This is a genomic window from Prosthecobacter vanneervenii (genome assembly GCF_014203095.1).
Taxonomy (GTDB): Bacteria; Verrucomicrobiota; Verrucomicrobiia; order Verrucomicrobiales; family Verrucomicrobiaceae; genus Prosthecobacter; species Prosthecobacter vanneervenii.
Genome location: NZ_JACHIG010000001.1, coordinates 193736 through 207297 on the forward strand (window position 1 = coordinate 193736; position 13562 = coordinate 207297).

Here is a 13562-nt window from a genome sequence, read left to right on the forward strand (position 1 = left end):
ACATTTGCTCTCGACGAAAAGCTGTGGGGACGAATAAGCTGGCGGCATGAGCTGGCGCTTTCTTTTTTATTCGTGCTGGGTGGCGCTTTGTCTGATAGGGGCCGCGGCGCAGGCTGCGAAGACTGAGGTGAAGAGCGAAGCTGCAGAGCTGAAGACGCGCATCTTCCACAAGGTGCCGCCTGATCTTTTGTCGATCACGGAAGAGGTGGATCAGGATGCTGTGGCTGCAGATCCCTTTGCAACGACACCACCGCGGAAGCGCAAGCCGGGCGAACCTGTGCCGCTGATCAAGTCAGCACGGGATAAACTGGTTGAGGTGGGGGTGACCTTTCCAGATGGTGCCAGCGCCTCCTTTGATTCCTATTCAGGCACGCTCACCGTTGTGAACACGCAGGCAAATCTGGATCTGTGCGAGGCTTATTTTGACAGCAGCGGCCTGCACTATCCACACCACGTGAGCTTCGTGCTGACCGTGGTGGAGGGGCCGGGGGAGATCATCCGGGAGGCGAGTGCAGCGGTGGCGCAGGAAGATGCCGCCAGCGCGCTCGCGGGCCTGATGCAGCAGGCGGCCACGGCGGAGCCGCAGGTGCGCGTGGTGCAGGATGCCTATTTGGAAACGAAGTCCGGCACACGTGCCACGACGCGGTCGGTGAAGGAGCATGCCTGCCCCATCTTCAGCATGGATGATCAAGGCCACCTCTCCTCCGATCATGAAATGCGGAGCATCGGCCTGAATTTGGAAATGGAGCCATCCATCGGGGCTGACGGAAAGACCATCGACCTCAGCTACACTCTGGAGCTGAGCCCTGCTCCTCCTCAGGAACGCAAGATGACTTCAGCCGATCCCACCACGGGAAGTCCCGTCGAGTTTCCATTCGTCGCGGTGCCCATGCTGCGTCTGGTGGCAGAGGCCACTGTGCAGGCGGGCAGCACGCGGCTGCTCGGGGTGGTCAGCCCCTATGGCAAGGCAGGTGCCGGGCGCAGAGATGTGCAGTGGGCGGCTTTCCTCACCACGAACATCGTGAAGGTGGACAAAGCTTCGCGTGTCAGGCCCAGGCTCCCTGAGGCGGAGCTGCAGGTGCCCTCCGGCATGCGCAGGCTGGCGCTGAGCGTGACGCCCGGGCTTTTGGAAAATGAATGCCTGAAATCCGGGCAGACGCTTCAGCCTTACTTCGACACTCACGGCATTCTGCCGGTCGCGGGCGCAGCGGCGGTGATCCATGAGGAGGTGCTGACGGTGGTGAATACGCAGGAGAACATCGAGCGCATCGTGGCGCTGGTCGATTACCTGACCTTGAAGCTGCCGCGCACCGTGGCGCTGACACTGCACAGCGTGCGTGGCTCAGGCGCATTCCTCCGCAGCCTCGCCGCACAGGCCGCAGCCCAGTATGACCACGACGCGCAATGGCGGCAGGTGCAGCAGGCGCTGGATGCCGGGCTCCATGACCTCAGGCGGGTCGGCACCAGCCGGATGGAAACCAAGTCGGGCGCACGCGCCAAGCTGGAGGCCGTGCAGGAGTACTCGTTTCTGAGCCACTACGGGCAGGACAAGGCGGGCCGCATGGCGGCGCAGTTTGAAACCAGCCGGGCGGGAGCCATCCTGGAGTTTGAGCCCACGCTGAACAGCTGGGATGACAGCATGGAGCTCAATCTCTCTCATGAATTTCATCCTCTGCCGCCAGAGGTGGCGCACGTCGTCATGCTGAGTCCCGGTGCCAAAAAGAGGCAGAGCTTTCCCATCATGCACGCGCATGCCCAGCAGACGGTGACCGGGTGGCATGTGAAGAATGGCAGCACGCGGCTGTTTGCCCTGCTCAAGCCTCCAGGAGAAGAGGCGGCGGGAGATGAGCTGATCGCCACCTTTCTGCATTGCGATGTGATGCCCCAAAGCGCACGCATCAAGCCAAACGGCCCCACGCTGGAGCAGATGCTGGCCACTGTGGCAAAGGTGGAGTCGCAGGAGCAGTTTGTGCGCAGCTTCAGGGTGTCGCCGGATTTTATTTCAGGATCTGAAAACGAGAGCGTTCATGATCAGATCACGGACCGCTCAAAGCATAAGAGCGTGCAGGAGATTCTGGTAGAGCATGGTATTTCATTTCCGCAGGGCGCATGGGCGCGCAGCGGCGGTGCCGCCAGCCAGATCACGGTCAGAAACACCGCGGAGAACCTGGACAAGGTGCAGAAGTGTGTGGAGTGGATCGAGCGTGAAACAGCCCTCGCCCGTGTGGTCGTCACATCTCAGGTGGTGGAGGCACCGGGCCCGCTGGTGCAGCGGCTCATGGCGGAGACCGCTGGCCGGTGCGATCATCGCAGGGAGATGCAGCAGGTGCTTGAGGCCGTGCATCAGGGCAGCGCCAGGCATCTCGGCCTCTCCCGCATCGAGACCATGGCTGGAGCCAAAGGCAAGGCGGAGCAGGGTGTGCAGCATCCCTACTTTACGGGAGCAGTGGAAAACGATGCGCGCCTCGTCGGCTCATGCACCGAGGTGGAGGCCGCAGGCAGAGCAGGGGATTGTGTGGTCAGTCTCGTGCTCAACTCAGAATTCCACACCGCTGATCCGCACGAGCACAAGGAGGAGGTCATCGACACCGCAGGCCGCCGTCTGGAGCTGACGCTGACCGATTTCTACCTCATGCAGCTATCCGCCGAAACGGTGGTGCCCGATGGCTGTGCCCGCATGCTCGCTGTGTGGAAGCCGCTCGGAAAGCAGGATGCGGAAAACGCAGATGTGCTGCAGGTCTTGTTCATCACCTGCGATCAGGTGCGTGGCCGGGAGTGAGGGCTGGCCGGATAGTGGTCGGCACAATTCTATGTGTGGTGCGTGGTATTCAGAATCGGCTTCTTTCCAAATTTCCGCTTGCCGATTCAGCCGAATGGGATGCTCGGAATCCAACTGCCAGATAGCATTGGATTCTGCATTGAGTGTGTTTTGGAGGTGTTGAATTGGCGGTTTCGTTTTGCTTTCCATGCTCGTCACTTGTTGAATCCGCTGGCATTGGTGGCAGCTCCGGGCATGGGTTTGCACATGGACACATCGCTCAAGGATTATCTCATGGGGCTGGCACCGGGTGCGCCGCTGGAAGTGGGGGAGATTGAGTTTTTGCTGGCTGAGGCGTGGCGGTCTCTGCGGGGATCGCGGGCCGGGGGCATGCAGGCGCAGAAGATCCGGGGACGCACAGAGGACATGGCGTGGAATCCGCCGTCGCTGACCTTCAGCATCGAGCGTCATGGCGGTACGGTGAATGGATCGACACGCGCAGAGATTCAGCGCTGGTGCGTGAATGTGGAGGCGCACACCGCCGAGATCACATCCACCGGCAGGCGGCAGCTGCATGCGATGGCGAAACGGGTGAACGTCAAAGGACCGGCGGCGGAGATCGCCGAGGCCATTTTGAAGAACCTGGAGTCTCCCATGCTGAAGAGGTTTCCCGATGGCCGCGTCAAGGTGCTGATCAGCTCGGTCTTTCCGCATGGGAGCGACTTCAAGCAGACCGTGTCAGGTCGAAGAAAGCGCTTTCGCGCCGCGCTGGAGGCGCTGATCAAAGAGCATGGGTGGCGGGAGGTCGGGACCAACACCTACGCGCGGCTTGAGGAGAAGTAAGGGCGCTCCATAGGGGGCAGATCGGAAAGATATTTGGAGTGTGGTTGCGGAGCGAGGCGCGAACGCAGCTACCGCTTTCGCATGGTGAACGGTGGGCGAATAGTTTCATGCCATGCAAGTAGAAGACTGCTCTGGACGCAAGATTGCTCTTTGTGTTTGCGGGTGCTAGGAGCCGCTCGAAAGCGGTAGCTTCGATGCAGGCTTGCGCCGTGCATCTGCGCGACCGCACTCCAAATGAGGTGCGCGCTGGCAGCCGTTCCTTGTGCCTCTACTTCTTCAGCCCCTTCCACACCGCAGGCAGTCTTTCCTTCACCAGGCGGGCGCTGGCGGGGGGCATGAGGGCTGGGGTGAGGGGGATGTTTTTGGTGTCTTCAAAGTCGAAGTGGCCGGGGCTGCGGGAGTATTTGTAGTCCTTGTCCAGGCTGCCGTCTCCGGAGAGCTGGATGCCCACCTCCTCCACATGGGGGACGGAGAGGTAAAAGAGGCCGCGCTCCATCACGCAGGATTCGCCGGGCTTGAGGCGCAGTTTGGCGCGGGCCAGCTCCTGAAAGAGCTCGCGTGCGGTGGACTGCGCGGGATTCACAAAGGTGCGGTGCTCGGCGATGAGGTCGTGGTAGGCGTCCTCTTTCCGCAGCGCGGCAAAGGCGGTGTCGATCTCGTCCTGCGCCAGCGGGAAGTGGGTGCAGCCCAGCACGATGGTCTGCAGCGGCTGCCGGGGCTTGGCGGCGCTGTAGGCGGCGGTGAGGGCGCGGGCTTCCTTGAGTGCGTAGGAGGAGACGGATTCGGGAAAGGCGGTGTCTCCTTCGATGGCCCCGGCCAGCGTGGTGCTGCCCTGCTGCACGATCAGCGGCACGCTGTGGCCCGCACGGCCCAGCGTGGTGGAGATGGTGCGCGGATACACCTTGCTGGCGCAGGTGCCCACAGTGGCCAGGATGCCGATGCCGCCGTCTGAGTTTGACTCCAGCACGCCGCGTGCTCCGGCCTCCACCACACCCACCACGATCACCGGCAGCCCCCAGGCGGCCACGGCTTTGCGCACGTCTTCCAGGCCGTAGGCGGTGGCGGTGTTGCAGGCGATCACGATGGCCTTCACGGGCGGCTTGTCGTAGTGCGGGGTGTCGCCCTCGGCAGGCCACGCACGGCGGCCCAGGAGAAAGATGGCGTCTTTGAGGATGAGCTCCTTGAGGTAATCGGTGCGCTGCACGGCGGAGTAGTTGCCGTAGGGCATATTGGCCTGGTCGCCAAAGTAGATGAATCTCTCCTGCGCAAAGTCGGGCACACCATCGGCACCGGGCTGCAGGGTGTTGTTGTCAAAGGCGTCCATCGTCAGCAGCGCCTCCAGCACGGTCAGCCCGCCGATGCCCGAGTCAAACACGCCGATGGGCAGATGGCGTGTGGCATCGGCATCGCTCCACGCGGTGGTGTCCACGGTGAAGGCCGCTTTGCCATCAGGATGGCTGCGCACATGATCGATGAGGTCTGCGGCCTGGGCGGCGGTGGCCAGCAGGATCAACGTGGTGATTGTTTTCATGGGGCGGCCAGGGGGTGGGGGTTGGAGATTCGCTGCATTATTCGTGCCAATCAAGCCCGCTCCCGGTGGTTACTCCATGACGGTCATTAGGAGAAGGCAAATAACAGCCGCCCAAAGAACACGGCGGCCACCATGCCCACAAAGTCGGCCGTCAGCCCTGCCACCAGCGCATGGCGAAAGCGGCGCACGCCCACGCTGCCGAAGTAAACGGTCAGCACGTAGAAGGTGGTCTCCGTGGAACCATACAGGATGCCGGCGGTGAATTTCACCATCTCGCTCAGGTCCGGGCGGGTCAGGATCTCATTCAGGATGCCCTGCGCGCCGCTGCCGCTGAGAGGGCGCATCAGCGCCAGGGACAGCAGCTCCACGGGAAAGCCCAGCACATTCAGCACCGGGGCCAGCAGGTACTCCAGCAGCTGGAAGGCACCGGATTCCCGCAGAATGGCCAGCACCGTGAGCATGGCCACGAGGTAGGGCATGATGCGCACCGCCACCTGAAAGCCCTCCTTGGCCCCGTCCACAAATTCCTCATACACCCGCACCCCGCGCGCCCAGGCCACGCCCACGGCCAGCATGAGGATGGCGGGGATGGCCAGGCCGGAGGCTCCGTCCATGACCCGACGCCACACGGGCGGCTCTTGCGGCCCCTGCGCTGTGGCGGCGGTGCGTGCCTCCTTCTTCTTTAAAGAGAGCGCCTTTTCCGCATCCGCCTTGCGTTGCGCGGCCTTCGTCATCATGCCGGAGATGCCGGTCTGCTGCAGCACCGTCTGCCGCCAGGAGGGCGGGCCCAGCTCCAGCACCGTGACGCCGAGAAAGAGCACGCCCAGAACGGTGAGCCAGAAGCCCCCCCGGCCTGTGATGCCCGCAGGCCGCGTGCTCGTGGCCGCGCCCTCTGCCGCCAGCTCGTCCGGCTGCACGGCAAAGCCCGGCAGACGCTGAAAGCTCTTGGCCGCCAGCACCGCCGCCACGGAGGCGCAGGCCGTGGCCAGGATGGTGGGCACGATGACGCGAAAGCTGTGGCTCACGCCCGCCGCATTAAGAAAATTCATCGCCGTCATGGGGATGAGCGTGAAGGCCCCAGTGTTCAGCGCCAGAAAGGTGATCATGGCATTGCTGGCGCTCTGCTTGTGCGGGTTGATCTCCTGCAGGTGGCCCATGGCCTTGAGGCCCAGAGGCGTGGCGTTGTTGGAAAGGCCCAGCATGTTGGCGGAGAGATTCATCACCATGGCGCTCATGGCCGGGTGGCCGGTGGGCACATCGGGAAAGAGGCGGCGCAGCAGCGGGGAGAGCACGCGCACCACGGCCTCCAGCACGCCCGCCTTTTCCAGCAGGCGCAGGACCCCCAGCCAAAACATCATCATGCCCGCCAGCGGCAGGGCGATGCCCATCACCGCCTTTTCCGCGCCCTTCATCGCCGCATCGATGACGCTGGCGTCTCCCGACACCCGCCCCATGAGCCCGGCGACGAGGAGACCGGTAAAGAGAAGTGTGGCCCAGATGTAGTTCAGCATGCTATGGAGGAGGAAAAAATGACAACATAGTAACCAGAAGATGGGGTAATGCGTAAACGTTAGCGCGCCAGACAAAAACTCCTCCCCTCCGATTTTCTGATTCCGCCACTTCATTCATGCCCTGTCCCATCCAGCTAGCCAGCAAACTCAGTGGCCTCAGCCAGCATGTCATCCGCATCTGGGAGAGGCGCTACAGTGCACTGAGCCCCAGCCGTACCTGCACCAACCGGCGCATGTACTGCGATGAAGCCGTGAAGCGCCTGAAGCTGCTCAAGACCCTGACGGAAAACGGCCACCGCATCGGCGGTGTGGCACGGCTGAGCACCGCCGAGCTGGAGGCGCTGGTGCAGGACCTGACCGCTGTGCCCCAGGCCGCGCAGGCACCGGCACCCGCCCCTGCTGTGGCACCCGGCACCACCCTGCCGGCAGAGCCCGCCACCCCGCAGCCTGTGGCCGAGCCCGCCAGCCCCGCCGCCCCTGCGCAGGTGAGCCCCGAGCAGTGCGTGGAGGACGCCCTGGAAGCCTCCAAGCGCTATGACTGCGAAGGCCTGCGCCGCATCATTCTCCAGGCCCGCATGCAGTATGGTCAGCGCGGCATGCTGCACCGCGTCATCTGCCCCATGCTGATCAAGGTGGGCAGCCAGTGGCAATTTGGCGAGATGCGCCCCGGCCACGAGCACATCCTCACCGCCGTCATCCGCGAGATCCTGCTCACCCCGGTGCCCGGCAGCCAGGTGCCGCTGCATGCGCCGGAGCTCATCGTGGCCACACCCGCAGGGGAGCTGCACGAGCTGGGCGCGCTCATCGTCGCCGCCTCCGCACGGGATCTCGGCTGGTATGTGACCTACCTCGGCCCCAATCTGCCCGTGGAGGAGATCGCCGCCTGCGCCATCGCGAGGAATGCCACCGCCGTGGCGCTCAGCGTCGTGTATCCCGAGGGCTGCCCCGTCATCACCGAAAAGCTGCGCCGCATCCGCGACCTGCTGCCGGCCAATATGCGCCTCATCGTGGGTGGGCGCTCCGCCGAGAGCTACCGCACCCTTTTGCCCGAGCTGGCCATCAAGTGGGTCAGCTGCCTGCACGGCTTGGACGACGCCCTGAGCAAAACCCCGCGATGAGTGGCAGCGCCCAACATGGGTGTGCAGAAGGGGGAATGGGACGCGTGATCTCGCCCGCCGCCACAGACTATTAAAAACTCGTGCCTGTTGCGCGTATTGAGCATCCCTCTACTCTGCACGTCCCATGCTTCTTTACCGCACCACCACCGGCATCTTCATTCAGTCCGCCACCACCTGGCACGCCGTGCCGGAAACCAACTGGGACGCCCTGCTCGAAGTCGTGGGTCTTCCCGCTTACCTTGCACAGATCGCCACCACCACGCCCGTCGTGGAAGCCCCCGCGCCCGAAAGCATTCTGGCTCCCATCGTTTCCCAGGAAGTGTGGGCTGCAGGCGTGACCTACTTTCGCAGCCGCACCGCACGTATGGAGGAGAGCAAGGACGCAGGCGGCGGCAGCTTCTACGACCGCGTGTATGCCGCCGAGCGCCCCGAGATTTTCTTCAAGGCCACCCCGCAGCGCGTGGCGCATCCCGGGCAGGCCATGCACCTGCGCAGCGACTCCAAATGGATGGTGCCCGAACCCGAGTTGACCCTTTGCATCAACAGCCGTGGCGACATCATCGGCTACACCGTGGGCAATGACCTATCCTGCCGCGACATCGAAGGCGAGAACCCTCTCTATCTGCCACAGGCCAAGTGCTTCAAGCTCTGCGCCGCCCTCGGTCCCGCCATCCTCATTCAGAACGAGCCCCCCGCGCCCACCACCCGCATCCATCTGCAGATCGACCGCGCCGGAGCCGCCGCCTTTGAGGGGGAGACCACCCTTTCCCAGCTCAAGCGCACCCCCGCAGAGTTGGCCGGTTTCCTCTTCCGCGACAACACCTTCCCCACCGGCACCTTCCTCATGACCGGCACCGGCATCGTCCCCGGAGACGAGTTCACCCTGCAAAGCGGAGACGTCATCAGCATCACGATTGACGGCATCGGCACGCTGGTGAATCCGATGGCGTGAGGATGAAGCGGGCAATGGCAGAGCGGGGGGGGCATCCAGATCCTCCTGGCTCAGTGCCGCCCGTTTCTTGAGAAGCCGGGCATCGCAGCAGCTCACCTGATGAATTTGCTTCGTTCGATCTTCCGGCTCTCCATCTCCCTGCTGCCCATTTCCATGGCTGCCGCCTCCCGCTCATGCGGAGTCAGGGAGTTCAGGTAGCCACGTGGATTGATGTTTCTCAGATCCGACATGTTCACGGGCTTGGACAGGTAAGTCTTGTCGGAGGAGCAGTGGGTCAAGGCACCGGAGGCAGTGATCAGCACGAGCATCCCGAAAATGCATGGACGGGGCAATGGCTTCATGGCGGCGGGTGGTGTGTAGCATCGGCAGAAACGAGATCGGCCCGGACTTCTTGCTTCGGCTGTTTCCCGTTATTCGGTGCGGGAATCGAGCGTTTCATGCCGCGATGGATCGAGCGGACATCGAATGGGTGTGGACGTCTTGGTTTGAATAAAAAGTCTAAGCCAGCGTCTGAAAATGCTGTGCCCCTCCCGACCATGAAGCCTGCGGCTCTGCATTCCACGTTTGTCCTTTTCCTGCTCTCTTTCTGGCTCAGCAGCTGCCGGTCCGACCCCACGCTCTCGGTCACCAGCAGTCTGCCAAAGCAGGGGCTGCGGGGGCGGACGCTGGCGGTGGGCGGGCTCACGGCACCGGGGGTGAATGTTTACCCCGGGCAGACGGAGGAGAGCATCATCCTGATGAATGCAGAGGAGGAGATGCAGCGGCGGCTCAGGCGCTCGCGCGTGCTCAGCATGGCGGCGGTGCAGCAGGCGGTGGGCTCTGCGCCCACAAGGTTCAGCTCGGGCGTGCCCATCGTCCTCGGCAGCAAGCTCAGCCCCGGATTCATCCGCAAGGTGCAGGCCCGGGGCATCGACTACCTGCTGTGGATCGATCTTCGGGACAACTTCGTGGAGCAGGACTCGCGGCAAAACAGCTTCATCAAAACCGCCAGCTCCAGCTGCTGCTGTGGAAAGGTGAACGGCAAAACCTGCCGCACAGGGGCCTGCGCCAGCGGGTGTGGCAGCTCCTGCCGCAGCAGCTCCAGAGTGGTGGAGAATGTACTGAGCGCGGTGGCCCGGCGCACCGTGGCCGCCAGCTACTCGCTGCTGGACACCGCCACCGGCCATGTGACCTGGCAGGCGGAGTCCATGCTGACAAAAAGCAGCATCCACTCCAACAGCTCCACCACAGGCACTCCGCTGATGCCCGTCATGCCGCTGCCACCCACGGAATCCGAGATCATGAAACGCATGACCAGCGCCGCGCTGAAAAAGCTGCCGCAGTAGGCGGGGCGGAGGAGAGTGGCGGAGTCATCCACACCACACGCAACCGTGCTGGACGAGGCCGCATTTCTCTCTAGACACTCCGCCATCCATGACACTCACCGGACACCACCTCATTGCCGGCCGCGAGGCTGCTCCCCACGGCCATTTCTTCCACGCCTTCAATCCCACCACCGGCGCGCAGCTGGAGCCCGTCTTTGGCGACGCCACCCATGCCGAGGCCGATGAAGCCCTGCAGGCCGCAGACGCCGCCTTTGACGCCCTGCGCACCGCCACGCCTGAGACACGCGCCAAGCTGCTGGACACCATCGCCGAAGAGATCACCGCCCTCGGAGACGCGCTGCTGGAGCGCGCCCATGCCGAGTGCGCGCTGCCCATGGCACGCCTGACCGGCGAGCGCGGACGCGCCATCGGCCAGCTCAAGCTCTTCGCCGCCCTGATCCGCGAAGGCTCCTGGGCGCAGCCCAGCGTGGACCACGCCATACCGGACCGCCAGCCGCTGCCAAAGCCAGACGTGCGCCGCGTGCTGCTGCCCATCGGCCCTGTGGTGGTGTTTGGCGCGTCCAATTTCCCCTTCGCCATCGGCGTCATCGGCACGGACACCGTCTGCGCCCTGGCCTCCGGCTGCCCGGTGGTGGTGAAAGGCCACCCCGCACACCCCGGCACCTGCGAGATGCTCTCCCGCGCCGTGCTGGCCGCACTGCACAAGGTGGGCCTGCCTGCAGGCTGCTTCTCCCTCGTGCACGGAAAGGGCAATGACATCGGCACCACGCTGACGAAGCACCCGCTGACCCAGGCCGTGGCCTTCACCGGCTCCCTGCGCGGTGGCCGTGCGCTCATGGACGTGGCTGCAGCCCGCGCACACCCCATCCCCGTGTATGCGGAAATGGGCTCCGTGAACCCCGTGTATGTGCTCCCCGGTGCGCTCAAGGAGCGTGCCGCCAAGATCGCCGAGGCCTACATCGGCTCCGTGACCATGGGCGTGGGCCAGTTCTGCACCAATCCCGCCGTGGTGCTCGGCCTCAAGAGCGACGGGCTCAAGGAGTTCATCAGCAGCGCCTCCTCCTTTGCCGCCAAGGTGGCACCCCAGACCATGCTGCATCGTGGTATCTGCGAAGCTTACGACGCAGGCACCGCCGTGTGGCAGACGATTGACGGCCTGGAGCTGGCTGGACAATCCGAAGCCCCCGCCAGCGAGGAGGCCTCTCAGGCAGCCTGCCGCATCTTCACCACCACCATCGACGTGCTGGAGTCCAACGCCGAGCTGCGCCGCGAGGTCTTCGGCCCCTGCTCCATCATCACCGAATGCGCCACGCTGGACGACATGCTGCGCTACACCGCCGGACTGGAAGGCCAGCTGACCGCCACCATCCAAGGCACCGAGCAGGACCTGCGAGACTACGCCCCGCTCATCCGCGCGCTGGAGCGCAAGGTGGGCCGCATCATCTTCAATGGATTCCCCACCGGCATCGAGGTCTGTCCCTCCATGCACCACGGCGGCCCGTACCCTGCCGCCAGCCACAGCTTCTTCACCAGCATCGGCACCGGCAGCATCTACCGCTTTGTCCGCCCCGTGTGCTACCAGGGCTTCCCCGAAGAAGCGCTTCCTGAGCTCATCAAGGATGCCAATCCCCGTGGTGCCATGCGCATCGTGGATGGTGTGCTGACGCGGTAACGAAGAGGCGGCTACGCGCTGTTGAAAGTTTCAGGTTGTCCCCCGAGCAGGCGCGGCTCGGGGCATTGCTGATGTGTGCCGCTCATTTGGAGTGCGGTCGCGGAGCGAGGCACGAGCGCAGCTACCGCTTTCGCAGGCATGATGTCGTGTCATAGCGCATACTCTCCGGACACAACACCTCTCTGGGCACACGCCAGTACGAAGGGGTTACGCCTGCCTGGAGCCGTTCGAAAGCGGTAGCTCCGATGCAGGCCTGCGCCTTGCATCTGCGCGACCGCACTCCAAAGATGCTGCGCATCGGCACCGATTTGCCGCCTCCTACCGCTCCTTCTTCGTATTCGACGGCGCGTTGAGGAATTTGCGCATGTCGTTGAAGATGCTGTCGGGGTTGTCCGGGGTGTTGTGGGCGTGGGTGCGCACACCGTCAAACCACTCCTGGGTGGTGGGCGTGTGGGCTTTGGCCACGGCCAGCAGCAACTCCTCGGTGATGGGCACCGGGTGGCCGGTGTGGATGGCGGCGGAGAGCGCCAGCTCGGCGGCACGGTCAAACACCCACTTGAGGTCAGCACCAGAGAAGCCGTTCGTAGCCTCGATCAGCTCGGCGGTGTCAAATTCGGCGATGGGCTTGTCCTTGGCAAGCAGCTCGATGATCTGCGCGCGGGCAGGGGCATCTGGCGGCGGCACAAAGATGGCCTGGTCAAAACGGCCGGGACGGCGGAAGGCGGGGTCCAGCGCCCAGGGCTGGTTCGTGGCACCGATCACCAGCACGCGCTGGTTGTCGCTGCGGATGCCGTCCATCTCGTGCAGGAACTGGTTCACCAGATTGCGCATCTGGCTCTCGCGGATCTGGCGGCGGTCCATGGCCAGGGAGTCGATGTCGTCAAACACCAGCACGCAAGGCGCATTGGCGCGGGCGGTTTCAAAGATCTGGTGCAGGTTCCGCTCGGTGCTGCCAAAGTAGGGGTCAAAGATCTCGTGCAGACCCACGGAGAGGTAGTTGCACGGCACCTCGCCAGCCACGGCGCGCAGGATCAGCGTCTTGCCACAGCCGGGCGGTCCGTAGATGAGGATGCCTCCGCCGGTCTTGCGGCCATAGGCCTTGTAGAGATCGGGGAACTGCAGCGGGTAGGTGATCTTAAGGCGGATTTCCTCCTTGAGCTCCTCCATGCCGCCCACATCGGCAAAGGTCACATTGCCGCGTTCGGGGTCGCCTGGGGCGTAAAAGGTCTCGGGACGCCAGTCATAGGGCGGATCGTCAAAAGGAGGCTCAAAAAACTCGTCGGGGTCTCCCGGGCCGGTGCTGGCGGTCTGCTCCTGGCCGGTGGGCTCGGGGGCGGGAGCCGGGGCGGTCTTGCGGGCATCGCGGGCGGTACGGCCCAGCTCGCGCTCCAGCGCGGGATCGCTCATGGTACCGTCGATCTGGGCGGCGCGGTCAAAGTGTTCGATGGCCTTGGCGCGGTCGCCTTCGCTGAGGTACACGCGGCTCAGCAGCAGGTGGGCCTGGGCATTGGTCGGCTCCAGCAGGATCACACGCTCGGCACGCACAGCCGCGCCGGAGGTGTCGCCTTCCAGAAAGAGCACCCGGGCGATGCCCAGCAGCGCATCTGTTTGATCCGGGGCCAGCTCCAGAGCGCGGGAGAAAACCTCGCGCGCTTCGTCCAGATGCAGCTCTTCCAAGCAGGCACGACCATAGAGCAGCAGCAGCGAAAGGTTGTTCGGAGACTGTGTCAGCGCGTCGCGGAGGGCGGAGGAGGTTGGCATGGATGTAAAGTTAGACCGCCAGGGGGCCGGTCTGCTGAGATTTAATACGAGTGCACCAAGCGTGCCGCCAATGATTTCTTGATGCAACTAG

The 13562-nt window shown here is 64.0% G+C and carries 10 protein-coding genes; 6 read left to right on the forward strand and 4 right to left on the reverse strand.

Annotation, left to right across the window (positions count from 1 at the left end; translation table 11 throughout):
* Positions 1-46: 46 nt before the first annotated feature.
* Both HNQ65_RS00700 and HNQ65_RS00705 read left to right on the forward strand, forming a co-directional pair.
* On the forward strand, positions 47-2779 hold the full coding sequence (locus HNQ65_RS00700) for a hypothetical protein (RefSeq protein ID WP_184337369.1): 2733 nt from the start codon (positions 47-49) through the stop codon (positions 2777-2779).
* 246 nt (positions 2780-3025) lie between these two features.
* On the forward strand, positions 3026-3601 hold the full coding sequence (locus tag HNQ65_RS00705) for a hypothetical protein (protein WP_184337371.1): 576 nt from the start codon (positions 3026-3028) through the stop codon (positions 3599-3601).
* Between the two features lie 268 nt (positions 3602-3869).
* On the opposite strand, the gene HNQ65_RS00710 is transcribed toward HNQ65_RS00705, so the two are convergent.
* Positions 3870-5132 (reverse strand): glutamate racemase, encoded by a 1263-nt coding sequence (locus HNQ65_RS00710; protein WP_184337373.1) that lies wholly within the window; start codon positions 5130-5132, stop codon positions 3870-3872.
* Between the two features lie 86 nt (positions 5133-5218).
* Positions 5219-6643, reverse strand: coding sequence for a nucleoside recognition domain-containing protein (locus HNQ65_RS00715; RefSeq protein WP_184337375.1), 1425 nt, complete (start codon positions 6641-6643; stop codon positions 5219-5221).
* Positions 6644-6759: 116 nt separating this feature from the next.
* Between HNQ65_RS00715 and HNQ65_RS00720 the strand changes: the two genes are divergently transcribed.
* Complete coding sequence (locus HNQ65_RS00720; RefSeq protein ID WP_184337377.1) at positions 6760-7761, forward strand: MerR family transcriptional regulator; 1002 nt, start codon at positions 6760-6762, stop codon at positions 7759-7761.
* A 124-nt stretch (positions 7762-7885) separates the two neighbouring features.
* Positions 7886-8713 (forward strand): fumarylacetoacetate hydrolase family protein, encoded by an 828-nt coding sequence (locus tag HNQ65_RS00725; RefSeq protein WP_184337379.1) that lies wholly within the window; start codon positions 7886-7888, stop codon positions 8711-8713.
* Positions 8714-8805: 92 nt separating this feature from the next.
* On the opposite strand, the gene HNQ65_RS00730 is transcribed toward HNQ65_RS00725, so the two are convergent.
* A complete protein-coding gene (locus HNQ65_RS00730; protein WP_184337380.1) occupies positions 8806-9054 on the reverse strand; it encodes a hypothetical protein in 249 nt (82 codons plus the stop codon).
* A 195-nt stretch (positions 9055-9249) separates the two neighbouring features.
* Here HNQ65_RS00730 and HNQ65_RS00735 point away from each other — a divergent pair, with 195 nt between their 5' ends.
* Entirely contained in the window at positions 9250-10038 is a 789-nt protein-coding gene (locus HNQ65_RS00735; protein WP_184337382.1) for a hypothetical protein, read from the forward strand.
* Positions 10039-10126: 88 nt separating this feature from the next.
* Positions 10127-11710 (forward strand): aldehyde dehydrogenase (NADP(+)), encoded by a 1584-nt coding sequence (locus HNQ65_RS00740; RefSeq protein WP_184337384.1) that lies wholly within the window; start codon positions 10127-10129, stop codon positions 11708-11710.
* A gap of 318 nt (positions 11711-12028) precedes the next feature.
* On the opposite strand, the gene HNQ65_RS00745 is transcribed toward HNQ65_RS00740, so the two are convergent.
* Entirely contained in the window at positions 12029-13471 is a 1443-nt protein-coding gene (locus HNQ65_RS00745) for an ATP-binding protein (protein ID WP_184337386.1), read from the reverse strand.
* Between the last annotated feature and the right edge of the window lie 91 nt (positions 13472-13562).